General features: G+C 63.5%; 23 protein-coding genes. 11 read left to right on the forward strand and 12 right to left on the reverse strand.

Translation table 11 applies throughout. The annotated features are described in order from the left end of the window. The first annotated feature begins 33 nt into the window (after positions 1-33). Together ACKAMS_RS21795 and ACKAMS_RS21800 are read left to right on the forward strand one after the other, a co-directional pair. Positions 34-1,329, forward strand: coding sequence for a thymidine phosphorylase (locus tag ACKAMS_RS21795; protein WP_408989512.1), 1,296 nt, complete (start codon positions 34-36; stop codon positions 1,327-1,329). A gap of 9 nt (positions 1,330-1,338) precedes the next feature. After that, positions 1,339-2,424, forward strand: coding sequence for an adenosine deaminase (locus ACKAMS_RS21800; protein ID WP_019747695.1), 1,086 nt, complete (start codon positions 1,339-1,341; stop codon positions 2,422-2,424). Positions 2,425-2,439: 15 nt separating this feature from the next. Here the strand turns inward: ACKAMS_RS21800 and ACKAMS_RS21805 are convergent, their stop codons facing one another. From ACKAMS_RS21805 to ACKAMS_RS21825, 5 genes are read right to left on the reverse strand one after another with little or no spacing between them, the layout of a single operon-like run. Then, positions 2,440-3,678, reverse strand: a complete 1,239-nt coding sequence (locus ACKAMS_RS21805; protein WP_020969158.1) for a hypothetical protein — start codon at positions 3,676-3,678, stop codon at positions 2,440-2,442. A gap of 47 nt (positions 3,679-3,725) precedes the next feature. Continuing rightward, entirely contained in the window at positions 3,726-4,025 is a 300-nt protein-coding gene (locus tag ACKAMS_RS21810; RefSeq protein WP_021332523.1) for a YbaB/EbfC family nucleoid-associated protein, read from the reverse strand. Further along, entirely contained in the window at positions 4,022-4,375 is a 354-nt protein-coding gene (locus ACKAMS_RS21815; RefSeq protein ID WP_021332524.1) for a hypothetical protein, read from the reverse strand. The genes ACKAMS_RS21810 and ACKAMS_RS21815 overlap by 4 nt, the downstream gene beginning before the upstream one ends. Next, positions 4,372-5,364 (reverse strand): C40 family peptidase, encoded by a 993-nt coding sequence (locus ACKAMS_RS21820; RefSeq protein ID WP_042951361.1) that lies wholly within the window; start codon positions 5,362-5,364, stop codon positions 4,372-4,374. Before ACKAMS_RS21820 ends, ACKAMS_RS21815 begins: the two co-directional genes overlap by 4 nt. Further along, complete coding sequence (locus tag ACKAMS_RS21825; protein ID WP_020969162.1) at positions 5,361-5,675, reverse strand: type VII secretion target; 315 nt, start codon at positions 5,673-5,675, stop codon at positions 5,361-5,363. Before ACKAMS_RS21825 ends, ACKAMS_RS21820 begins: the two co-directional genes overlap by 4 nt. An 81-nt stretch (positions 5,676-5,756) precedes the next feature. On the opposite strand from ACKAMS_RS21825, the gene upp reads away from it, so the two are divergent. After that, positions 5,757-6,380, forward strand: coding sequence for a uracil phosphoribosyltransferase (gene upp / locus ACKAMS_RS21830; protein WP_007727319.1), 624 nt, complete (start codon positions 5,757-5,759; stop codon positions 6,378-6,380). Here the strand turns inward: upp and ACKAMS_RS21835 are convergent. Both ACKAMS_RS21835 and ACKAMS_RS21840 read right to left on the reverse strand, forming a co-directional pair. Next, a complete protein-coding gene (locus ACKAMS_RS21835) occupies positions 6,377-7,969 on the reverse strand; it encodes a phospho-sugar mutase (RefSeq protein WP_408989513.1) in 1,593 nt (530 codons plus the stop codon). The two genes, upp and ACKAMS_RS21835, sit on opposite strands and share 4 nt — an antisense overlap. Beyond that, a complete protein-coding gene (locus tag ACKAMS_RS21840) occupies positions 7,966-8,763 on the reverse strand; it encodes a purine-nucleoside phosphorylase (protein ID WP_007727315.1) in 798 nt (265 codons plus the stop codon). The genes ACKAMS_RS21835 and ACKAMS_RS21840 overlap by 4 nt, the downstream gene beginning before the upstream one ends. A gap of 67 nt (positions 8,764-8,830) precedes the next feature. Here ACKAMS_RS21840 and ACKAMS_RS21845 point away from each other — a divergent pair, with 67 nt between their 5' ends. The 4 genes from ACKAMS_RS21845 to ACKAMS_RS21860 are packed head-to-tail and all read left to right on the forward strand — an operon-like array spanning position 8,831 to position 12,979. Further along, on the forward strand, positions 8,831-9,529 hold the full coding sequence (locus ACKAMS_RS21845) for an enoyl-CoA hydratase-related protein (RefSeq protein ID WP_019747702.1): 699 nt from the start codon (positions 8,831-8,833) through the stop codon (positions 9,527-9,529). 12 nt (positions 9,530-9,541) lie between these two features. Further along, on the forward strand, positions 9,542-10,702 hold the full coding sequence (locus ACKAMS_RS21850) for a M20 family metallopeptidase (protein ID WP_020969164.1): 1,161 nt from the start codon (positions 9,542-9,544) through the stop codon (positions 10,700-10,702). Then, a complete protein-coding gene (locus ACKAMS_RS21855; protein WP_003940741.1) occupies positions 10,699-11,847 on the forward strand; it encodes a M20 family metallopeptidase in 1,149 nt (382 codons plus the stop codon). The genes ACKAMS_RS21850 and ACKAMS_RS21855 overlap by 4 nt, the downstream gene beginning before the upstream one ends. 55 nt (positions 11,848-11,902) lie before the next feature. Continuing rightward, a complete protein-coding gene (locus ACKAMS_RS21860; protein WP_019747704.1) occupies positions 11,903-12,979 on the forward strand; it encodes a hypothetical protein in 1,077 nt (358 codons plus the stop codon). A gap of 13 nt (positions 12,980-12,992) precedes the next feature. Here the strand turns inward: ACKAMS_RS21860 and ACKAMS_RS21865 are convergent, their stop codons facing one another. Continuing rightward, positions 12,993-13,463 carry a gamma-glutamylcyclotransferase gene (locus tag ACKAMS_RS21865; RefSeq protein WP_003940753.1) on the reverse strand — a complete coding sequence of 157 codons (471 nt, stop codon included), beginning with the start codon at positions 13,461-13,463 and terminating at the stop codon, positions 12,993-12,995. A gap of 154 nt (positions 13,464-13,617) precedes the next feature. Between ACKAMS_RS21865 and ACKAMS_RS21870 the strand changes: the two genes are divergently transcribed. Together ACKAMS_RS21870 and ACKAMS_RS21875 are read left to right on the forward strand one after the other, a co-directional pair. Further along, positions 13,618-15,021 (forward strand): NAD(P)H-quinone dehydrogenase, encoded by a 1,404-nt coding sequence (locus ACKAMS_RS21870; RefSeq protein WP_020969166.1) that lies wholly within the window; start codon positions 13,618-13,620, stop codon positions 15,019-15,021. A gap of 180 nt (positions 15,022-15,201) precedes the next feature. Then, the gene (locus tag ACKAMS_RS21875; protein ID WP_408989514.1) at positions 15,202-16,383 is read left to right on the forward strand and encodes a PLP-dependent aminotransferase family protein; all 1,182 of its coding nucleotides are present in this window, start codon (positions 15,202-15,204) and stop codon (positions 16,381-16,383) included. Here ACKAMS_RS21875 and ACKAMS_RS21880 read toward each other — a convergent pair. Continuing rightward, on the reverse strand, positions 16,364-17,149 hold the full coding sequence (locus ACKAMS_RS21880) for a 3-oxoadipate--succinyl-CoA transferase subunit B (RefSeq protein ID WP_021343669.1): 786 nt from the start codon (positions 17,147-17,149) through the stop codon (positions 16,364-16,366). The genes ACKAMS_RS21875 and ACKAMS_RS21880 overlap by 20 nt on opposite strands. Then, complete coding sequence (locus tag ACKAMS_RS21885; RefSeq protein WP_408989515.1) at positions 17,146-18,060, reverse strand: CoA transferase subunit A; 915 nt, start codon at positions 18,058-18,060, stop codon at positions 17,146-17,148. Before ACKAMS_RS21885 ends, ACKAMS_RS21880 begins: the two co-directional genes overlap by 4 nt. Positions 18,061-18,144: 84 nt before the next feature. Here ACKAMS_RS21885 and ACKAMS_RS21890 point away from each other — a divergent pair, with 84 nt between their 5' ends. Next, positions 18,145-19,041: a LysR substrate-binding domain-containing protein gene (locus ACKAMS_RS21890; protein ID WP_408989516.1), complete on the forward strand. Its 897-nt coding sequence runs from the start codon at positions 18,145-18,147 to the stop codon at positions 19,039-19,041. Here the strand turns inward: ACKAMS_RS21890 and ACKAMS_RS21895 are convergent. After that, complete coding sequence (locus ACKAMS_RS21895) at positions 19,038-20,453, reverse strand: MFS transporter (RefSeq protein ID WP_019747710.1); 1,416 nt, start codon at positions 20,451-20,453, stop codon at positions 19,038-19,040. The genes ACKAMS_RS21890 and ACKAMS_RS21895 overlap by 4 nt on opposite strands. Before the next feature lie 171 nt (positions 20,454-20,624). Next, positions 20,625-22,115, reverse strand: a complete 1,491-nt coding sequence (glpK, locus tag ACKAMS_RS21900; protein ID WP_019747711.1) for a glycerol kinase GlpK — start codon at positions 22,113-22,115, stop codon at positions 20,625-20,627. 108 nt (positions 22,116-22,223) lie between these two features. Between glpK and ACKAMS_RS21905 the strand changes: the two genes are divergently transcribed. Continuing rightward, positions 22,224-23,966, forward strand: coding sequence for a glycerol-3-phosphate dehydrogenase/oxidase (locus ACKAMS_RS21905; RefSeq protein ID WP_047890264.1), 1,743 nt, complete (start codon positions 22,224-22,226; stop codon positions 23,964-23,966). Positions 23,967-24,052 lie beyond the last annotated feature (86 nt).

Raw genomic sequence — 24,052 nt, forward strand, 5'->3', positions numbered from 1 at the left:
CTTTCGGGCCGGAACAAGCAGAGGGGCTCCGCCATGTTTGACGCAGTTTCCATCAGCGGCGCCAAGCGTGACGGCCGCGAGTTGTCGGGAACCGAGATCGACTGGATAGTTCAGGCGTTCACTGAGGGGGTCGTCGGCGACGAGCAGATGTCGGCGCTCGCGATGGCGATCTATTTCCGAGGAATGTCACGAGCAGAGACCGGCCGATGGACCGAGGCAATGATCGAATCCGGCGGGAGGATGGACTTTTCGGACTTGCCGCTGCCCACTGTCGACAAGCATTCGACCGGTGGTGTTGGGGACAAGATCACCCTTCCGCTCGCGCCCCTCGTCGCGGCATGTGGTCTTGCAGTCCCGCAGTTGTCGGGACGCGGACTCGGCCACACCGGCGGAACTCTCGACAAGCTCGAGGCCATTCCAGGTTGGCGAGCCGAGCTCACGGCGACGGAGATGGTCGACATTCTCGCGGACCCGAAAATTGGCGCGGTGATCTGCGCTGCCGGAGCGAACCTGGCCCCCGCCGACAAGAAGCTCTACGCGCTGCGCGACGTGACCGGAACGGTGGAATCCATTCCGCTGATCGCAAGTTCGATCATGAGCAAGAAGATTGCCGAGGGAACCGGCGCCCTGGTGCTCGACGTCAAAGTCGGTTCCGGAGCGTTCATGAAGGACCTCGGCGACGCGCGAGAGTTGGCACGCACGATGGTCGAGTTGGGCAACGACGCCGGCGTGCGTACAAGTGCTCTCATCACCGGGATGGACACCCCGCTGGGATTGACGGCTGGCAACGCTCTCGAGGTGCGTGAATCCGTCGAGGTGCTGGCAGGCGGCGGGCCGTCCGACGTCGTCGAGCTGACCCTGGTCCTGGCTCGGGAGATGCTGTCCGCGGCTGGGATCGACGGTATCGACCCCGCAGACAAACTGGCCGACGGCACAGCCATGGACCGGTGGCGCGCGATGATCGCCGCACAAGGTGGGGACCCACACGCGACGCTGCCGGTGGCCCGGCACAGCGACGTCGTCACCGCGGACCGAGACGGCGTACTGACCCGACTCGACGCCATGGCGGTGGGCATCGCGGCCTGGAAGCTCGGGGCCGGACGCGAACGACAGGGCGAAGCCGTTCAGGCCGGTGCCGGCATCGAGATGCACGCGAAGCCCGGCGACGTGGTCCGCGCCGGACAGAAGCTGATGACACTGCACACCGACACTCCCGAGAGATTTGATGCCGCGCGGCGGAGCCTCGGCGGAGGCTGGTCGATCGGGGCCGATTCCGACACCGTTTCGCGACCGTTGCTCATCGAGCGAATTGTGGGTGATTCGCGTTAGCGTTGGCGAATGAACGCACCGGAGTTGACCACGATCCGCAGCGCACCCAAAGTTCTTCTCCACGATCATCTCGATGGAGGACTCCGACCCGAGACTGTCCTCGAACTGGCCGAGCAGTGTGGCTACGACGAGCTGCCGGCGAATACGGCATCCGAACTGGCGCAATGGTTCCGAACTGCCGCTGACAGTGGTTCGCTCGAGCTCTATCTCGAGACCTTCGCCCACACCGTCGCCGTGATGCAGACTCCCGAAGGGCTCGCGCGGGTCGCGCGCGAATGCGCCGAGGATCTGGCCGACGACAACGTCGTATACGCCGAAATCCGTTTTGCGCCCGAGCAGCACCTGGAACAAGGCCTGACTTTGGACGAGGTCGTCGAGCACGTTCTCGAAGGTTTCCGGGCCGGCGAATCCGCTGCCAGGGTCGCGGGACGGGAGATCCGAATCGGGTGTCTTCTCACGGCGATGAGGCATGCCGCCCGGTCACGAGAGATCGCCGAACTCGCTGTGCGATTCCGGGACCGCGGCGTCGTCGGTTTCGACATCGCCGGTGCCGAGGCCGGTAACCCGCCGAGCCGGCACCTCGACGCCTTCGAATACATGCGTGATGCGAACGCCCACTTCACGATTCACGCGGGTGAGGCGTTCGGGTTGCCGTCGATCCACGAAGCCATCGCCTTCTGCGGAGCGGATCGGTTGGGCCACGGCGTGCGGATCGTGGACGACATCGATGTAGCCGGCCAAGGTGGGGCAGAGTTGGGTCGACTCGCGAACTACGTCCGTGACATGCGCATTCCCCTGGAACTGTGCCCGAGTTCGAACGTGCAGACCGGAGCCGTAGCGGCCCTGGCGGACCATCCGTTCGGACTGTTGGCGGACTTGCGCTTCCGCGTGACCGTCAACACTGACAACAGACTGATGAGCGACACCAGCATGACCCGGGAAATGGCCGCGTTGGTCGAGACCTTCGGTTACGGCTGGACCGATCTGGAACGCTTCACCATCAACGCGATGAAGTCGGCCTTCATCCCGTTCGACGAGCGCCTCGCGTTGATCGACGACGTCATCAAGCCGGGTTACGCCGTGCTCATCGGCTAGCTGACGTGCACCCGACTACTCAGATCGCAGCCGGGCCTCGAACTCACGCTCGAGTTCGCGCCAGGCCTCGGATTCCTTGGTGAACGGTGCACTCGGAGCCATCCGCGACGGATCGGGGTTGAGGAGGTACGAGACGTACCAACCCAGCTCGTTCGACGCGGACAGAGCCTCCTCGGTGGAGTCGTCGTCGGCGAAATCTGCTGCATCGGTGAACAATTCGACGGCAAGTTCCAGTTGCTCGGCGTCGACGACGTCCGGACCCTGGGCGAGGTCGTCGGCGATGCCGGGCAGAACGTAGACGTTCTCGTCCGTGACCTCGATTTCGAGTGAACCGTCGACGGCAGCATTCTGAATTTCGCCGTACGTGCTGACCTGCGAGAGATCGTGTTCGTGGTTGTCGGCGAGGTAGCGAGCGAGTGCGCGCTCGCTACGGAAGACGGTGATCAGTCCGTCCTTGCCGAGGAAGATCGCCTGATCGCCCATGTAGCAGCGCAGAGTGTAGAACGTCTCGGCTGAGGTGATGATGCGGATCGGGTCGACACCGACCTCGCCCCAGAAGGTCTCGACTTCGTCTTCCTCCTCGTCGAGGTCGTCTTCGTCGAATTCCTCGTCCTCGCCCTCCTCAGCGACATCGTCGGCGTCGACGGTGTTCTCGGCGGCAGCGAGCAGTTCAGCTTCGGCGACCGCGACGGCAGCTGCGTCGACCTTCGGGGAGGTGACCACCTTGTCGATGGCGTCGAGAACGGCGTCCCAGTCCTTGACGATCGCAGCGCCGACCTGGTCCCACAGCTCCAGGCCTTCGCGACCTTCGAAGGTGCCGGCGCCGGTCGCAAGCGCGCCGAGTACCGGATGGCCGCTGAAGAAGCGGATGACCGCGTCCAGTTCGCACACCTCGCCGATGTTGCGAGCCATGTTCAAGGTGTCTTCGAGTTCCGAGACCGCCAGTGCCTCAGGATCACCTGCGGCCAGTTCCGGCACGCCGACGAAGTCGAACGTGAAGTTCTCCTCCGGTTCGAGCTCGGCTGCCGACAGTCCGGAGACGACGGCCCACGCCGGATGCTCGACCAGGTCGTTGTCGGAGTCCGTTCGGATGAAGGCCGCGAGTTCTGCGACGGAGGAGAACCCGTACAGGTCTTCCTCATGGCCGAGGAACGCTTCCCACTCGTCGTCGCCCTCGCGCCAGCGGGGTGCCCACAAAGTGACGAGGTCTCCGTCGGTGAGTCCGATTTCGATAGGGACGATGTCTCCAGCCATGGGCGGAAGCCTATCCACCGCAGAGCGAAAGGCATAGCGGGGGTTCGTCACGTTTGTTTCAGTGCCACTCGGAGCTCACTGACCAGTCGCTCTCGTTCGTCGTTGGACTGTCGAACTGCCTGGTGAATTGTTGCGACAGTCAATGCGGCCACAGTGCGAGAATTCATCGTGGTGATTGCGTCGGTAATCCGTAGGTCGACCAGAGCGCCCAGCCCGTCGACAGTCGCCGTGACTATCCCACCCTCGCTCGAGACGACCGCCCGCAGAGCGCCGACCCCGTCGACGGCGTCCTGCAAGAGTCCGGTCCGGTGTTTCGCCAGCTCCATGATTCGATCAATCTCGCTCATATCGAACGCATCCAGCTCGACGGAAGGATCTGGCCCTCGGCGGCATCGACATCGGCCAGTTCGTCTCGGGTCGCGAGACCGAGCCGATCGAGGATCGCTGCCGGGACTCCGGTCTCTTCGAGCTCCACACGATGGCGGGCGCCGGCCTCGATTGCTGCTTTCGAGCACAGTGTGAGTATCTGTTGCGCCAACCGTTCCCCGCCGTACCGCAGTTCCTCCTGGCTGATCCGCAGGTCCACGGGAATGGCGTGTTCCGTGGCGCGGACCGCGATGGTTCCAGCGCGGTTGACGGAGACGGCTGTGATGATCGGCGGTGATTCCCGCATGTTCTCGTTCATGTTTCCTGTCATTCTGTCGGACGGTAGAAACCGTGAAAGCCCATGCCGCTGTTCGTGGTTCGGATGGCGCTGATTTCGACTGGGTCGCCGGCTTCGATCATCTGGCCGCCGCCAATCACCATCGCGACGTGGCCGTCCCAGACCGCGAGGTCGCCCGGCATCAGGTTGTTCTGATCGACCTGGTTCCCGATTCCCTGTTCCTGAGCCAACCTCGGAATATCGACTCCGGCCTGGCCGTACGCCCATTGCGTCAGACCACTGCAGTCCAGACCGACTCCGGGTGTCGTGCCTCCCCAGGCGTACGGGACACCCTGTTGAGTAAGCGCGTTGCGTACGGCAGCAGCGGCCTCGGCGTTCGGTGCGGTGGCAATCGAGCCGTCGGGAAGTTCGACCTCTACTCCACCGACGGAACCAGAACCACCGACGGAACCGGAACCACCGACGGAACCGGAACCACCCACCGAACCGGAGACTCCAGGTGCGGGATCGGGTATCGGGACGGACGGGACGAGTGCGGACATCTTGTCGGTCGACCCCGCCAGCTCACCGCGTACCCGCTCGATAACCGATACCGCGCGTCCGAGGTGCTCCAACGCGGCCGACAACAACATCAATTGGCCCGTCGGTGTCATCAGCGTCGGCCCGGCCTTGATCGCGAGTGTCAGAAAGGACTGGAGAATCTCACCGAGTTCGGTCATTCCCGCGTACACGGACGTTGTTGCTTCGTCCACGACGCCGGCGATGTCGGTCCCACGATCGGCGAGGTTTCGCGTCGACGTCTGCGTCTGCTCGGTTTTGGTCACCGCAGCGGTGAGTGCCGTGGACGAGCTCTGAGAGGACGCCAGTTCGCTCAGAGCAGCGCTTCCCAATTGGTATGCGATCTCGAGGGCGTCCGTAGCGATTCGGATGCCGACGTCGGGTCCACTTGCGCTGGGGACGCCAGTCCCGACAATGTCGACCAGATCGATGATCGGTCGTGCGAGTGCGTCGACGTCGATCATGAGCGTGCGGCTTCAGCGAGAGTCGTTCGTACCGATTCCTCGGAGTCGAGATAGACGGCGTGAGCGTCGCGGGTGGCTGACTGGACGCTGGAGATCACAGCGGACAGTCGATCGATGTCGTCGATGTGCGCTTGCTGTGCTCGGCTCGCGACATCGACGAAGTCGCCGCCGATCAGCCCCAGCACAGTGGACAGAGCCAAGTGATCGCCACCCGCCGCGTCCTGTCGCGCTTGCGCGACGTTGTCGGCAACAGTGCCCAACCGCGTGGCGAACTCCGCGATGCTTTCAGTGTCCAGATCCAGATTTGTCAACTTGTCTTCCCCCCGTTGCGCTTACTCCTTCTTGGACGCCGCGCGGGGTGCTCCGGTTCCCGAGGAACTATTCTGATGGTCATGCAAACGCACGTAGTCGACCATCCGCTCGCGGCGGCCCTCTTGACGACAATGCGTGATGCACGCAGTGAGAACGCAACTTTTCGTTCCGCACTTCGCAGGCTCACGCACATGCTGGTCTACGAGGCCATGCGTGACGCGGAGGTCGAGGAGTTTCCGGTCGACACCCCGGTAGCAGCGACGACGGGCATCCGGCTCGCGAAGCCGCCGTTGTTGGTACCCGTGCTGCGGGCCGGTCTGGGCATGGTCGAACAGGCGAGTGCGCTGATTCCGTCGGCCGGCGTCGGCTTTGTCGGAATGGCACGTGACGAAGAGACTCATCAGCCGGTTCCGTACCTCGAATCCCTGCCTGCGGATCTGTCCGGTATCCCGGTGTTCGTGCTCGATCCGATGCTCGCCACCGGTGGCTCGATGGTGCACACCATCGACTTGCTGGTTGCGCGTGGCGCGACGGATGTCACGGCAGTGTGCGTCGTGGCCGCTCCGGCCGGCGTCGACGCGCTGGCAGCGTCCGGCCACCCGGTTCGTCTGGTCATCGCGAGCATTGATGACGGACTCGACGAGAACGCTTTCATCGTCCCCGGTCTCGGTGACGCCGGCGATCGGCAGTTCGGGCCCCGCTAGAGCGAAAGGGCGAAGGTTCGGAGTTCGGCCAGCCGGGCCTTCGCCTGCTCTAGTGCCTTCGCGAGGTCGTCGCGGTTCGCCACCGGGACGACAACTTCGAGATAGCACTTGAGCTTGGGCTCGGTTCCGGACGGCCGAACAACCACGCGGATCGACGGCCCGTCGAATATCACTGCGTCGGTGCGCATACCGCCGCGAACCAGGGACAAGTCCTCGGTCGTGACCGGCTCACCCGCGAGTTGGCCAGGAGGATCGGCGCGTAGTCGTTTCATCATCTCCGCGATGTCATTCAAATCCTCGACGCGGCGGGATACTTGGTCCCCACGATGCAGTCCGAATTCGACGGCATAGTCGGCTAGAACGTCCAACAGGGTTCTGTTGCTGCCCGCGAGGGTGGCAGCCAAGTCGGCCACAAGGACGGCAGCTGAGATTCCGTCCTTGTCCCGCACCACATCCGGATCGACGCAGTGCCCGATCGCTTCCTCGTAGGCGTAGACGAGTCCGTCGCTGGCGCGCGTGAGCCACTTGAATCCGGTGAGTGTCTGCGCAAACCTGGCTCCGCGAGCTTTCGCCAACTTCGAGAGCAGAGTCGAGGAGACGATCGTCGTCGCCACCAACGAATCTTCGGGCGCCGTGTGCAGTACGTGGTCGGCCAGGAGCACCCCGGTTTCGTCGCCGCGCAACATGCGCCACTGATCACCGTCGCGAACTCCGACGGCGCAGCGGTCGGCATCCGGGTCGAGTGCGATCGCCAGATCCGCGTCGATACTTCGGGCAAGGGCGAGCAGGCGGTCTGCGGCACCGGGCTCTTCGGGATTGGGGAACTCGACGGTCGGAAACGTGGGGTCGGGATCGAACTGCTCCGCCACGACGTGCAGATCGTCGAACCCTGCTGCTCGCAGAGCCGCTGTCGCAGTCTCCCCGCCGACGCCGTGCATTGCCGTGAACGCAATCCGGATCGAGCGGGCGTCGCCGTGCGGGAGGGTCGCGATGCGGGCGATGTACTCCTCGACCAGAGAATCGTCGGCCGGAATCACCGATGCCCGGGCGACGTCGGCGGCACCACCGATGCGGGCGATCTCGCTCTCGATTTCACGATCGGCGGGGGAGACGAGTTGCGCTCCGCCCGAGAGATACACCTTGTAACCGTTGTCGGCGGCAGGATTGTGGGAGGCGGTGATCTGGATACCTGCCGCTGCCCCGAGCCTGCGCACCGCGAACGCCACCAGCGGTGTCGGCAGTGGGCGGGGGAGCAGGGTCACCTCGAACCCGGCCGCTGCCATGACCTCGGCGGCGGCGAGAGCAAATGCCTCTGAACCGAGCCGGGCGTCGCGGCCGACCACAACGCGGGACCCGCCCTGGCAGCGAGCTGTCAGCCAGGCCGCCAGACCGGACGTGGTCCGGATGACGACCGCGAGGTTCATGCCGTTGGGTCCGCCGCGCACCGGCCCGCGAAGCCCAGCAGTGCCGAACGTCAGTGGTGCGGAAAAGCGTTCGGCCAGTTCATGTTCGGAAAGGGCTGCTAATTCTGCGCGGGTAACTGGGTCCGGATCGGCGTCGATCCACTCCGTGACGTTCAGTGGTGTCACAGCTGCTCGACCAGTTGACGCAGCAGCACTCCCATCCGGGCCGCCGATGCTTTGCCTGCCGCCAGCACTTCCTGATGGTCGAGCGGGGCGCCCGTGATTCCGGCGGCCAGATTGGTGACCATGGAGATGCCGAGAACGCGGGCGCCGAGCGCGCGAGCCGCGATGGTCTCGTGAACCGTCGACATGCCGACCAGATCGGCGCCGAGTGTACGAAGCATTCGAATCTCGGCCGGAGTCTCGTAGTGAGGACCGGGAAGCCCGGCGTAAACACCCTCGGCAAGGTCCGGGTCGATCGAGCGAGCCAGCGCACGCAGTTCCGGCGAGTATGCGTCGACCAGGTCGACGAACTCTGCGCCGACGAGGGGAGAGCGGGCCGTCAGGTTCAGGTGGTCACTGATCAGCACCGGTTGCCCCACTGCGTAGTCCTCGCGGATTCCGCCGGCCGCATTGGTGAGGATGACCGTGTCGGCGCCGGCAGCAATGGCTGTCCGGACCGGGTGGACGACGGTACCGAGATCGTGGCCCTCGTATGCGTGCGCGCGCCCGAGCAGCAGCAGAACTTCGGTGTTTCCGACGCGCACCGAACGAATGGTGCCCGCATGGCCGAGAGCGGACGGTGGGGCGAAGCCAGGAAGATCCGCCATCGAGACTTCGGCTGTCACGTCCGCACCGGCGTCGCCGAACACGTCTGCGGCATCGGTCCACCCCGACCCGAGCACGATGGCGACTGACGGTGACGAAGAGCCAGTCATGGCGGACAGAGCAGCGGCGGCGGCCTCGGCGATCGTTCCCATGTGAGCAACCCTACTGAGGAGTCGGGTCGGTTCGCCGGGTGAGTTGGCGGGCGTTACTCTCCCATCCATGCCTTATCTCGAACGCGACGGCGACGTATTCATCCTGTACCTCGGCAACGAGGGCGAAACGGACAACGAGAACCGCTTCGGCCCTGAGTGGATCGACGCTGTTCACAGCAAGTTGGACGAAGTCGAAGCGCACGAGGGACCCGCAGCCCTGGTGACGACGGCGACGGGCAAGTTCTACACGAACGGCCTGGACACGACGTGGATCTTCGGCAATCTCGACGGTCTGCCCGGCTACCTGGACAAGGTCCACACCATCTACAGCCGTTTGTTGACCTTCCCGATGGCCACGGTCGCGGCGGTGCAGGGGCACGCGTTCGGCGCCGGCGCCATGCTCGCGTCCTCGCACGACTTCCAGATCATGCGCGCGGACCGCGGCTTCTACTGCCTCCCCGAGGTCGGACTGAACATGCCGTTCACTGTCGGCATGTCAGCACTGTTGAACAGTCGTCTGCCCAAGCAGACGGCAGTCGACGCGATGACGACGGGGCGTCGATTCGGCGGCGCCGACGCGCTTGCTGCCGGCATCGTGCAGGAAACGGTCGACGGCGACGGAGTACTCGCCGCAGCAGTGACCAAGGCGTCGGCACTGACGTCGACTCACGGCAAGAACTTGGCGGGAATCAAGGCAGGCATCCACCGCGATGCTCTTGCGGACCTCGCTCAGGTGACTGACAAGAGCAACTTCTCCTTCGGGTGAGACAATGATCGCGTGAACCAGAATGTCGACAGCGCAGTCAGGTCCGTAGAGGCCGATCTGATTGCGCTGTCGCATTCGATTCACAGCGATCCGGAACTTGCCTTCGAGGAGTTCCGCAGCGCTGCCAAAGTGTCGGACCTACTGGCGCAGCACGGTTTCGCGGTCACTCACGGGATCGTCGATCTGCCGACGGCATTCGATGCCACCTACGGCAGCGGAGAGTTGGTCATCGCGATCTGCGCCGAGTACGACGCGCTGCCCGAGATCGGTCATGCCTGTGGGCACAACATCATTGCCGCCGCCGCGGTCGGGGCCGGCATCGCGTTGGCTACCGTGGCCGACGAACTGGGGATCACAGTCCGAGTGATCGGTACTCCCGCGGAGGAAACCGGTGGCGGCAAAGTTCTGATGCTCGAGCGTGGTGCATTCGACGGCGTCGGCGCGGCCATGATGGTTCATCCAGGACCGATCGACATCATCGGTGCCACCTCGCTGGCCCTGGCGGACATCGCCGTCAGCTATCACGGTCGCGAAGCGCACGCCTCTGCTGCGCCGGAATTCGGTCGTAATGCCGCCGATGCCGCGACGCTCGCGCAGGTGGCGGTCGGACTGTTGCGCCAGCACCTCCAGCCAGGGCAACAGATTCACGGAATCGTCAGTGATGGCGGCACTGCTCCCAACATCGTTCCGGCTCGGTCAGAACTGCTGTACTACCTGCGTGCCGAGACGGCCGCGTCGTTGGCCAATCTGTCCGAGCGTGCCGACGCCTGCTTCGCCTCGGGCGCACTCGGCACCGGATGCACCCACGAAATCCGCACGGTATCGCCCACTTACACCGAGTTGACCCCCGATCCGTGGCTGGCGGCGGCGTACCGTGAACAGATCGTCGACCTCGGGCGGGTGCCACTGGCAGCGGAATGGGAGCGCTCCCGTCCACTGGGTAGTACGGATATGGGTAATGTGACCAATGTGATTCCGGGAATTCACCCGGTCATAGGCTTGGATTCATCGGGGGCAGTGACACATCAGCCGGAGTTCGCGGCCGCGTGTATCACCACCTCCGCAGATCGAGCGGTAGTCGACGGTGCAATTGCGTTGGCCCGCACTGCTGTCCGGGTAGCGTCCGATCCAGAACAACGCACCCGTCTGTTGGAAGGGGTAGATCGCCGGTGAACGCGGCAATCGACACGTGGATTCACGCGCACACCGACGACCTCGTCGCGTGGCGTCGACACATCCATGCCAACCCGGAGTTGGCTCGCCGCGAATACGCGACCACCGAATTCGTCGCGACCCGCCTCACCGCCGCTGGGCTGTCGCCGAAGATCCTTCCCGGTGGCACCGGGCTCACGTGCGACATCGGACCTGAGGGGCCGCGAATCGCACTTCGCGCCGACATGGACGCTTTGCCGATGCAGGAGGCGACCGGGGCGACGTATTCGTCCACGGTCCCCGGTGTGTCTCATGCATGCGGGCACGACGCCCACACCACCATCCTGCTCGGCGCCGGATTGGCTCTGGCCACGCTGCCCGAACTTCCCGTCGGGGTTCGGCTGATCTTTCAGCCCGCCGAGGAAGTCATGCCTGGTGGTGCACTCGACGTCATCGCTGCCGGCGCGCTCGACGGCGTGTCCAGAATCTTTGCTCTGCACTGCGATCCGCGACTCGAGGCGGGCCAGGTCGGAATGCGTCTGGGCGCGATCACCTCTGCTGCAGACACGATCGAGGTCGTTCTCGACTCTCCGGGTGGGCACACGTCGAGGCCGCACCTGACCACGGACCTCATCTACGCACTCGGCACAGTCGTGACCGGGCTGCCGGGAATGCTCAGCCGTCGTATCGATCCGCGTACCGGCACCGTGATGGTGTGGGGTGCGGTCAGTGCAGGTCAGGCGCCCAACGCGATTCCGCAGACCGGCATGATGACGGGCACGGTACGTACCGGCGATCACGACACGTGGGAGTTGCTCGAACCGCTCGTGGAAGAAATCGTCCACGGACTGCTCGCGCCCACCGGAGTTCGCTACCAACTCAACTATCGTCGCGGAGTGCCACCGGTCGTCAACGACGAGGTGTCCACTCGGATGTTCGAGGACGCCATCGCGACCGTCGGACAAGATGCTTTGGCGGACACCCCGCAATCCGGTGGTGGCGAAGACTTTTCGTGGTACCTCGAAACCGTGCCGGGTGCCATGGCGCGGCTCGGCGTGTGGTCGGGTGAAGGCGATCAGCTCGACATCCACCAACCCACTTTCGATCTCGACGAGCGTGCACTCGGCGTCGGTGTGAAGGTTCTGACGAGCCTGGTTCTGGGATAGTTCCGGTTCCCGTCGGGGGTACCGTTTTTCGTGTCGTTCGAGTGAAGGTACGGGCATGTCCATAGGTGTGGGAGTGCGAATCGGCACATTGGTGTCGACGGCTGTAGTTGCGTCCAACGATCCGGGTTCGGCCGATCCGGTGGTGTTGGTCAGGGACACGATTCTCAATCAACGCAAGGACGGAACGACCGTGCTCGGCGGTACCGAGCAATTGGGTGCCGGCCGTGAATTCTCGGAATCATGGTCAGGTTTTGTCGGCCGTGTGGGGGACCCGAGTGGCGTCTCCGGAACGGCCGATACCCGTTACCGCGCCGAGGATTTGGTGGCGACGTCGATTCGCTGCCTATTGCAGGAATGCGAGCCGCTGCCCGATCGTGGTGGTCGAAGTGGGGGAGCGCCCGACATCGTCGCGACCTACCCGTCGCGCTGGGACTCGTCCACAGCGGCCCTCATGCAGGATTCACTGGTCTATGCAGGCCTCGAGCGGGTCACTCTCGTCTCGGACGCCGAGGCGGTCTCGGCGTGGTTCGAGTCGGAAATCGCGGCACTCGCCGGCACGCTCATCGGCATCTATCACGTCGACGACACCGGGGCAGCGGTCACGCTGGTGCGTTCGGGCGTCGCCGCCGGCCGCGCATTCGGCTTCGCCGGCGACGGGAGTTCACCGAGTTCACGCCTCGCGACGGCACTGGGTGCGTTCGGTTGGATGCCGGAGAACCTGGACGCCGTAGTCGTCACCGGTGACGGAGAACCGGCGACAGACAAAGCAGCCATGATGTCCATAGCGGCCGGAATCGCCGAAAAGCTCGGTGTCAGATGTGAACTCGGGCCCGGACCGGAGCAGTCGGCCGCGCTGGGAGCCGCAATTCTGGCTGCCGGTTTCACCTCGACGTCGCACACGATCGTTCCGATCGGTTTGCCGCCTTCACACGACGTGACGGAGGTGTTCGACACTCTCGGACGTGAGAAGGTGGCGGCTGAAACTGCAACCGGGGTGGCAACAGTCGAGCCGGAAACTGCAGTTGTCGCAGGCGAATCGGAGTCACGCGGTTCCAAGCGTGTGCTTATCGGCCTGACGATTGTGGTGGTACTCGCAGCACTTGCAGTGCTCGCGTATTTCCTGCTGCTTTGAGCAGGACAGCTATCTAATCGGTAACACCGTTACCGGGACCCACGTTGCGGCTGTTTCTCGTCCGCAACTCTCGCACGTACTCGGCCGGCGCTCCGGCAATCTCGGCGGCGTCGGCCATCACGCCGATGTAGCGGGCCGACGGCAGTCCGCCTTCGTACGCATCCATGACGTAGAGCCAAGCGAGCACCGCATCGCCTGCGGTGTCGACCCGCACGCGGATCTTGCGGTGCAGACCGAGTTCGGCACCTTCCCAGCGGTCCAGACTCACTTCGTCCTCTTCCGGGACGTCGTAGAGGACCACGAAAACACTGGAATCGGGGTCTTCGACCACGGTGGCGAGAGCCCCCTCCCAGCCGAGGTCCTCGCCGCTGAAGGTCAGGCGCCAGCCTCGCAGCCACCCTGTCCCGGACATGGGCGAGTGTGGGCAGCGCAACAACATCTGCTCGGGATGCATGTTGGAACCGTAGGCGGCATAAATCGACACGGGCGCAAGCCTAAACCGTGGTCCGAGGGTGTGGCGAAGCGGACCACCGGACGCAAGTAATCTGGTACAAGCACTGCGCGACACGTGGTGCTCGAATAGCGTGACACTGGTCGACGGGAGACCCCTGCCGGCCACGCGAGGACTTGGAGGACACATGACCCGGATCGTGATCATCGGTGGCGGACCCGCCGGCTACGAGGCGGCACTGGTAGCCGCGCAGCACGGGGCCACGGTCACCCTGGTCGATTCGGACGGCGTCGGCGGCGCGTGTGTGCTGTTCGACTGTGTCCCGTCGAAGACGTTCATCGCGTCCACCGGAATCCGCACCGACATGCGTCGTGCATCCGACCTCGGCATCACTCTGGATCCGGAGCAGGCTTCGGTGTCACTGCCGAAGATCCACTCCCGAGTCAAGAGTCTCGCGTTGTCCCAGTCCTCGGACATTCGCGCACGGTTGCAGACGGTTGGCGTCGAGGTTCTCTCCGGCACCGCCGAACTGACCGATCCGCTCCTCGGTATGGCAGCACACCAGGTTCGCGCGACGCTCGGAAGCGGCGAGCAGAAGACCATCGACGCAGACGTCGTGTTGATCGCCACCGGCGCCAGCCCCCGCATCATCCCGGGAGCCGAGCCCGACGGTGAGCGAATCATGACGTGGCGTCAGCTCTACGACTTGGACGAGCTGCCCGAGCACCTGGTCGTGGTCGGTTCCGGTGTCACCGGTGCCGAGTTCGTCTCCGCGTACACCGAGATGGGCGTCAAGGTCACACTCGTGTCCAGTCGTGACCGTGTTCTGCCCGGCGAGGATGCCGATGCGGCGCTCGTGCTCGAGGACGCCCTCGCCGAGCGCGGTGTCACCCTCGTCAAGCACGCCCGCGCAGACGCCGTCGAGCGCACCGAGAAGGGCATCATCGTCAAGCTCTCCGACGGCCGCACGGTCGAAGGAAGCCACGCACTGATGACCGTCGGTTCCGTCCCCAACACCAACGGTCTCGGCCTGGAGCGGGTCGGCATCGAGTTGGACAAGGGTGGATACCTGCGTGTCGACCGGGTCTCGCGCACCACGGTTTCCGGTATCTACGCCGCCGGTGACTGCACCGGACTGCTCCCGCTCGCGTCGGTGGCTGCGATGCAGGGACGTATCGCGATGTACCACGCACTCGGTGAAGGCGTCAGCCCGATCAAGTTGAAGACCGTCGCATCGGCCGTCTTCACACGCCCCGAAATTGCAACGGTGGGTGTTTCGCAGGCCGCGATCGACAACGGAGAGGTGCCTGCTCGCACCGTCATGTTGCCGCTCAACACCAACCCGCGCGCCAAGATGTCCGGTTTGCGCCGCGGCTTCGTGAAAATCTTCTGCCGCCCGGCTACCGGCGTGGTCATCGGCGGTGTTGTGGTCGCGCCCACCGCTTCGGAACTCATCCTGCCGATCGCGATCGCCGTGCAGAACAACCTGACGGTCAACGACCTGGCTCAGACGTTCTCGGTGTACCCGTCGCTGACCGGATCGATCACCGAGGCAGCTCGTCAGCTCATGCGTCACGACGACCTGGACTGAGAACGGACCAGAGTCTTCTTACAATGTGAGAAGTCTGTTTCACATACTGAAGTATTGGTGAGATAGTCGAGATACCGACCGAATCAAGGGTCGGTATCTCGGCGCTCTCCCGCCCCGTTGACCCAGGACGGCTCAGGGTGTTTTCCTCTGACCTTCATTCTGCGTGCCTGGGAGCTTCACATGACACACGCCGCGCTGTCCGCTCGTATGGACGGACTCCGTAGTTCTGCAATTCGCGATCTGCTCACCTTGACTGCCCGACCCGACGTCATCAGTTTGGCCGGCGGACTACCCGATCCTGATTTCATTCCGCGGGAACGAATCTCGAAGGCAGCCCACGACGCACTCGGTGACCCCTCGTCCGTTCAATACGGCGAGACGTCAGGCCTGCGGCGCCTCCGTGAGGTGATCGCCGAGCGCGAATCCTCCAAGATCGGGCGGGTACTCGACGTGTCCGAAGTTGTGATCACACACGGTTCTCAGCAAGGTCTGAGCCTGCTCGCGCAGGTCCTCCTCGACGCCGGTGACGTTGTGGTCGTGGAGGAACCGGCATATACCGGTGCGCTGCAGGTCTTTCGGACGGCGCAGGCTCGTCTCGTTCCCGTCCAGTTGGACGAGGACGGAATGGACACCGACGCGCTCGAGGCGAAACTCGCCGCCGGTCTTCGGCCCAAAGTTGTGCACACCGTGAGCAATTTCCACAACCCGCGGGGCGCGGTGCTTTCGGCGCAGCGGCGAGCGCACTTGGCGGCGCTGGCGGACCGATACGGGTTCTGGGTTCTCGAGGACGACCCGTACGGCGAACTGTACTTCGGCGAGAAACCGCCCGCACCGCTGGCGGCGTTGTCGGACAGGGTGATTCGGCTGTCCAGTGCTTCCAAAGTGTTGGCACCGGCGCTGCGCGTCGGCTGGCTGCACGGCGACCGAAAGGTCTGCGAGGCGGTCGAACTGATCAAGCAAGGCGCTGACCTGTGCGGGTCTTCGCTCACCCAGCAGATCGCCGCAGACCTCTTCTCCGACGTCGAATGGTTCGAAACGCACCTCGACAAGCTCCGGGAGGGTTACGGCGCCAGAGCGAAGGCGTTGGTCACGGCCGCCGAGACGGAATTGAGTGGGCGTGCACGCTTTTCCGAGGTCCGCGGCGGGATGTTCTGTTGGATGGATTTCGTCGACGACGTCGACACCACCGAACTCCTGGGTGCCGCGCTCGAGCACGGCGTGGCATTTGTCCCAGGTTCGGCCTTCGCGGTCGAAGCTGACCTCGGTCGAAGCGCTCGACTGTGTTTCGCGACGTATCCCGAAGCCGTGCTGGTCGATGCCGTCGGCAGGCTCCGGAAGAGTGTTACCGCAGGTACAGCCTGACCTTGTCGATAGTGTTGCGGAGCAGATCGATCTCCGTGCTCGATGGTGGGGTGGTGATGGTGACGTGCTCGGCGACGGCGAGGTCCCATCCCGTCGACTCTCGGACTTGATCGACAGAGATTCCCTCGTGGACGCTGGTCAACTCCAATTCGCCGCCGGGGCCCTGGTGTGTCAGGACGCCGAGGTTGGTGAATACCTTGGTCACTCCTGCACCTACCGGCATGATGCCCTTACCGCTGGCGTGGGCGCGGGCAGGGCTGGGTGAGGTGCAGAAGTCGAGCTCGGCCGGAAAGGAACTGAGATCGTGGCGACGCATCACGACGAAGATCTCGGCGGCGTTCGCGATGATCTCGACGGCCCCGCCTGCTCCGGGCAGTCTGACCGTCGGGTTCTTCCAGTCACCGATGAAACTTGTGTTCAGACTGCCCGTTCGATCGATTTGAGCGGCCCCGAGAAATCCGACGTCGACGTTGCCACCTTGCAGGACGTAACCGAAGAGCGCGGCCATGCTGAGCACGGATTCGGCACCGGAGACAACCACGGAGTCCGCGATACCCTCGGCCATTGCCGACGGATGTGCACCGCACACTCCGGATTCGTAGATCAGCTCGACGTCCGGATTCGACGTGTGCCGCGCGAGATCGACTGCGAGCGTGGGTAGCCCAACTCCGGCGAAGACCCGGCGCTTACCCGCCAATTCGCGTGCCGCGACGGCGACGATCGTTTCGGTGGAGGTGGTGTTACCGGTGTCGATCGTGGTGGTCATAGTCTGCTCCCGTAGTCGACTGGTGTGGAGAGTTTTGGTCCGACCTCGAGATCCGACCAGTAGTCGGCTCCGAGTTTGGCGAGATACTCGCCGTGACTGTCGAGTGCGTACACCCATTCGTCGAGCCAATTTCTCAGCTGTGAAGGGTCTTTGGAGATTTCGGTCCAGCGTCGGTAGAAGCCGCAATCGCGGTCGTAGTATCCCTGCGCGTACGACGGGTGTGCGCCGCGCGGGCAGACGACAACCGCGTCGACTGCATGCGAGGGAATCAGAGTTCGGCTCGGGTCTGACCTGATGACCTCGTCGTCGACCAGTTCTTCGACAACGACGATTGCCTTCTTCGCGGCGTACACGGCCTCTTGCTGCACCCCGGCGATGCCCCAGATCTGCGCATTCCCGGACGAGTCCGCTCGCTGTGCGCCGATGATCGTGACATCCGGATTCAATGGCGGCACAACGTAGACGCTCCCGCCGCCGTACGGGTCCTCGACGAGTCTCAGTTGTGGGTTGAGTGCGGGTAGATCACTACCGGCGTACGACCGTAGCGGGAAGAAGGGAAGCCTGGCGGCTCCCGCCTGATACCGGCACACCATGCCGTAATGGCTGTATTCCTCGACTTCGAGGGGGAGCGGGTCCTGGTTCTCGATGCGTCTGCGTAACTCGTACAGAGAACCTGCGGAGCCGCTGGCGAAGAACGAAGCGACCAGCTTTCGGACGCAGCCGGCGGCGACGAGTTGGTCGGAAACGATGTCCGGCGTCATCCGGCACAGCGTGAGGTCCTTCCTGCCCTGCCGGATGATCTCGTGTGCCGCGGCAAATGGAATGAGATGCGAAAAGCCCTCCAACGCAACAGTCATTCCGTCGCCGACGTATCGACCGATGGCCTCTTTCATCGAGAGCGTCTTGTCCACGTGTATACCTCTTCTTACGTTCTCGCGCACTTGGTCGGTTTCGGAAACTTGACATGGTCGGCCGGTGTGGCGCAACAATGTCGGGTGGAAATTCATCAGATCAACGCATTTCTCGCGGTGGCTGAGGAGCTACATTTCGGCCGTGCGGCTCAGCGCCTTCGGATTGCGCAACCGCCGCTGAGTCGAACGATCAGGCAATTCGAGAAACAGCTCGGTTCGCCGTTGTTCGATCGAAGTACTCGAACTGTGCGGTTGACTGCTGCCGGTGAAGCACTGCTGCTTCCGGCGCGCGAAATTCTGGACGCGTGCCGGATGGCCGAGATCGCGGTATCCGCGGCAGGCCAGGGAACGACAGGTCGCGTTCGCCTGGGCTTCGCGGGAACCTCGTCGCACCTACTCGTCGGGCGGTGGGCGAAATTGGTGAGAAAGACGAATCCCGGTATCGAATTCGTGCTCGACAGTTCCGCTTTCGCGAACGAGGCGTTGTTGATGTTGCTCGATCGACGCCTCGACATCGGGATGGTCCGGTGGACCGTCCCGCCGCTCGGGATCACGTCGAGATTGATCGCCGAGGAGAACTTTCTGGTTGCCATGTCGAAAGACCATCCGATGGCGTCGAGGGAATCGGTTCGGTTGATCGAATTGGAGTCCGAGAATTGGGTGACGCTTCCGGCGGAGCCGGGTTCGATTCTGCGGGAGTCTCTGCTCACTGCGTCGAAGAACGCAGGGTTCCTGGCTCGAATCGTGCAGACGGCACCGGATTCGATGTCGTTGATCGCGCTGGTGTCCGCGGAAATCGGATGCTCGTTGACTGTTTCGTCGGTGGCCCAAAGCATCGTGAACCCTGATGTTGTCTTTGTTCCCGTCATGGATCCACCTCCTCCCCTTCAACTGCGTATCGCCTGGCGAGATGGAGACGACAGACCTGCTCTTCTCGAAGTGTTGAAATTGTCCGAGCAAGCGCTGCCGTCCCTGGCTTAGACGGTTGCCCGACCGGTAGGAATTTCACCCGCTTCGGACTTCGGCGAGTTTGCAGTATCGGCAAGAGCGTTCTCGAGTTCGAGCTCGTCGTAATCCGCTTGCTCGGCCGTCGAGAGTTCGCTTGCGTTGTAGCCGGTACGTCGGAGCAGGAGAAGGGTGCAGATCAGCGAGACAAGTGCGTACAGTCCGGACACGATCGCGACCCCGACGATGTTGCCTGACGTGTTGAGCATCCACTGCGCCAGTACCGGAGTTCCGCCGCCGACGACAAGGGAACACAGTTGATACGCCGTCGACAGACCCGTGTAACGGATGTTCGCAGGGAAGGCGCGAGCGAGAACGCCGGCGATGGCGCCGTAGAACATCGAGTGCGGGATCGTGGCGAGACACATCGCAACGACTGCGATGGTGAAGTTCCCGGTTCTGATGGCAAAGAACATCGCGGGCATGAGAACGAACTCCGGTATCACCATCAGGCACATGGCCTTCCGCATGTCTATCTTGGAAACCAGAACGGCCCCGAACGGTTGGACGATGAACTGCACGACAAGTGCGATCGCGATAGCGGCGAGGAATGTGCCGCGGTCGTATCCGAGTTCTTTTGTAGCCCAGGACAATGCGAAGGTGTTCTTGAAATAGGTGACCTGGGCGAGGGGGAGTGCGCCGGCGCCGAGGAGAACCAGCACCCAATGCTTGCGCAATACTTCGGCGAGCGGAAGTTTGACGACCTTCTTGCGGGCGAGAACGGCCTTCATCTCGTCGGACTCTTCGAGTTTCAGGCGAATGATCATGCCGAGGATGACCAGGCCTGCCGAAACGAGAAAAGGGATTCGCCAGCCGTAGAGAAGGAATGACGGCGTCGGCATCGAGGACAGTAGGAAGAATGCGATGGTTGCCAACAGATTTCCCGCGGGGGAGCCCTGCTGAGCGAACGCGGAGTAGAGGATGCTCTTGCCCTTCGGCGCGTTCTCGCTGGCGATGAGTACCGCGCCACCCCACTCACCACCGACCGCAATTCCTTGGATCACGCGAAGGGTGACCAGACCGATCGGGGCCCACATGCCGACCTGCGCGTAGGTGGGGAGGAGTCCGATCCCGACAGTGGCGACGCCCATCATCATCAAGGTGATGACCAGAGTGTTCTTGCGCCCGATCCGGTCGCCGAGATGACCGAAGATGATCCCGCCGATCGGCCTGGCGAGGAAGCCTGCCCACAGGGTGATGAAGGCGAGGAGCGTGCCGACTCCGTTCGGCAGTGTGTCGGAGAAGAAGATCTCGCCGAATACCAGGGCAGCAGCGGTGCCGTAGATATAGAAGTCGTACCACTCGATGGTGGTTCCGATGAATGAAGCGATACCGGCTCTTCGTGCCTTGGCGTTGATCTCCTCGGAACTGCGAGTGGGTGAACTCATGCGTGGCGACCTTTCTCTGCAACATTCGCGGCGCCGAAACGTGGCGCGCCTGAATGAGATTCGCAGAGTGGTGTAGGTCACGTCCAATACCAACTTGGTCGCCTATTGATACCTCAGGAGTATCAATAGGCGACCATGATCAGCTCTTCCGGTATGGAAGGATCGGGGTGATTACTCGGACCAGTTGTACGTCCGCTCGACGGCCTTGTTCCACTCCGCGTACAGCCGTGACCTTTCGGATTCGTCCATCGCCGGTTCCCAGGTTTGGCCGACGGCCCAGTTGTTGCGGATGTCTTCGGTGTCGGCCCAGTAACCGATGGCGAGGCCCGCTGCATACGCAGCGCCGAGTGCTGTCGTTTCGTTGACCACCGGACGGATGACGGGAACTCCGAGGATGTCCGACTGGAACTGCATCAGGGTTTCGTTGACCACCATGCCGCCGTCGACCTTCAGCGCGGACAGTTCGACTCCCGAATCCGCACGCATGGCGTCGATGACCTCACGGGTTTGGTATGCCGTCGCCTCGAGTGCTGCGCGTGCCAGGTGTCCCTTGTTGACGAACCGCGTCAGGCCGACGATCACGCCGCGTGCATCCGGTCGCCACCGGGGTGCGAACAGTCCGGAGAACGCGGGTACGAAGTAGGCGCCGCCGTTGTCGTCGACACTCGCGGCGAGCGGCTCGATGTCCTTGGCGTTCTGAATGATTCCGAGATTGTCCCGAAGCCACTGGACCAAGGAGCCGGTCACCGCGACGGAACCTTCGAGTGCGTAGACGGCAGGGGCTTCGCCGAGTTTGTAGCAGACGGTCGTCAGCAGTCCGTGCTTGCTGTGCACCGGCTTCGTTCCGGTGTTGAGAAGCATGAAATTGCCGGTGCCGTAGGTGTTCTTGGCTTCACCCTCGGAGAGGCAGGCCTGGCCGAATGTGGCTGCCTGCTGGTCACCGAGGATTCCGGCGACCGGCACACCGGCGAGATTGCCGCGAGGACGGCCGGTGCCGTAGACCTCGGACGAACTACGGATTTCCGGGAGCATCGACATCGGGATTCCGAAGTCCGCGCAGATCGATTCGTCCCACTGGAGGGTCTCGAGATCCATCAGCATCGTGCGTGACGCATTGGTGACATCTGTCACGTGAACACCGTCGGTCAGGTTCCATACGATCCACGTGTCGACGGTGCCGAAGCACAATTCTCCGGCCTCCGCTTTGGCTCTCGCGCCGTCCACGTTGTCGAGAATCCACCGGATCTTCGGCCCGGCGAAGTAGGTCGAGAGTGGCAGTCCGGTCTTGTCTCGGTACTTGTCCGGACCCTCGTCGCCGCCCAGTTCGACACACAGTTGATCCGTGCGCGTGTCCTGCCACACGATCGCGTTGTAGATCGGCTTGCCCGTCGAACGCTCCCAAACGACGGTCGTCTCACGCTGATTCGTGATTCCGACGGCCGCGATGTCGGCCCGCGTGAGGTCGACCTTCGCGAGAGCGCCGGCCACCACCTCCCGGGTGTTGATCCACAGCGCAACCGGGTCGTGCTCGACCCAACCGGCACGCGGGAAAATCTGCTCGTGTTCTTTCTGCGCAACGCTCACCACGGCGCCGTCGTGATCGAAGATCATGCAGCGGCTCGACGTCGTGCCTTGGTCGATGGCGGCGATGTATTGATTCACTGTACTCCTATGTTCGGGCGCGTTCGCAGTTATCCGTGCGCTGTCGCAGTATGTGGATCAAGCTACTAGCCTGTAAACGGATTCGTCGTCGACTTACAGGAGACCGGGTTGAGTAAGCAGCAAGGTGCGCAGTTTCTCGGCCCGCAGCAGCGTGAAGCTGCTTGGGAACAGCTTCAGACCGAGCAATTCGACGTCGTCGTTGTCGGCGGCGGTGTTGTCGGTGTCGGGGCTGCGCTCGATGCGGCCACCCGCGGACTCAAGGTTGCGTTGGTCGAGGCCCGTGACTACGCATCCGGCACGTCCAGTCGCTCGTCGAAGATGTTCCACGGCGGTCTCCGCTATCTAGAGCAACTCGAATTCGGCCTCGTTCGTGAAGCATTGCGTGAGCGCGAACTCTCGCTGACCACGCTCGCTCCGCACCTGGTCAAGCCGCTGAAGTTCCTGTTCCCTCTGGCTCACCGAGTGTGGGAGCGCCCGTACATGGCGGCGGGAATCTTCCTCTACGACCGAATGGGCGGCGCAAAGTCGGTCCCCTCCCAGAAGCACTTGACGCGGGCGGGCGCACTACGCATGTCGCCGAGCCTCAAGCGCAGTTCGCTGACCGGTGGCATCCAGTACTACGACACCGTCGTCGACGACGCTCGGCACACCATGACCGTCGCACGGACCGCTGCACACTACGGCGCGGTCGTCCGAACGTCGACGCAGGTCGTCGGCTTTCTGCGGGAAGCGGATCGGGTCTCGGGAGTTCGTGTTCGGGACTGCGAAGACGGCCGTACCGCCGAGGTCAAGGGTCACGTCGTCATCAATGCGACCGGTGTCTGGACGGACGAGATCCAAGCGCTCTCACGTCAGCGCGGACGGTTCCGGGTGCGAGCGTCGAAGGGCGTACACATCGTCGTCCCGCGCGATCGCATCGTCAGTGAAGCCGCCATCATCCTGCGTACCGAGAAGTCGGTGCTGTTCGTCATTCCGTGGGGCAGTCACTGGATTATCGGCACCACTGATACCGACTGGAACCTGGATCTCGCACATCCGGCGGCAACCAAAGCAGATATCGACTACATCCTCGGCCACGTGAACTCCGTCCTGGTCACGCCGTTGACGCACGCCGACATCGACGGTGTGTACGCCGGCCTGCGCCCGCTGCTTGCCGGTGAAAGCGACGAGACGTCGAAGCTCTCGCGCGAGCACGCCGTTGCCCGTGTGGCTCCAGGTCTGGTCGCCATCGCCGGCGGAAAGTACACGACGTATCGGGTCATGGCGGAAGACGCCGTCGACGTCGCAGCAGAAGACATTCCGGCGCGGGTTGCGTCGTCGATCACGGAGAAGGTACCGCTCGTCGGCGCCGACGGATACTTCGCGTTGATCAACCAGACCGTGCAACTGGGCGAGCAGTACGGCTTGCATCCGTATCGCGTCAAGCACCTGCTCGACCGCTACGGTTCGCTCATCACCGAGGTCCTCGAACTCGGCCGGCAGACACCGGAGTTGTTGCAGCCCATCACGGACGCGCCCGATTACCTTCAGGTCGAAGCTGTGTACGCCGCCGCGGCCGAGGGGGCACTGCACCTCGACGACATCCTCGCCCGCCGTACGCGTATCGCAATCGAATATCCGCATCGTGGTGTCAACTGCGCACAGCAGGTCGCCGGATTGGTTGCCCCGATTCTCGGTTGGGATGCCGCCACCGTCGAACGCGAGGTCGACACGTACCGAGCGCGTGTCGAAGCCGAAATCGAGTCTCAGACCCAGCCGGACGACGAGTCGGCCGACGCATTGCGCGCCGCAGCGCCGGAGTCGCGGGCCGAGATCCTCGAGCCCGTCGTCGTGGTGCCGGATCGGGTCTGAGTCGCCTGTCGTTTGTTCTCGGTCTGTCGCGGGTAGGCGGATGGCGAATCACCACCCGTGTCAGCACAGACCGGTCGAGCGTCGCC

The sequence above is a fragment of the Rhodococcus sp. 5A-K4 genome (genome assembly GCF_046097995.1).
In the GTDB taxonomy this organism is placed as follows: Bacteria; Actinomycetota; Actinomycetes; order Mycobacteriales; family Mycobacteriaceae; genus Rhodococcus_F; species Rhodococcus_F erythropolis.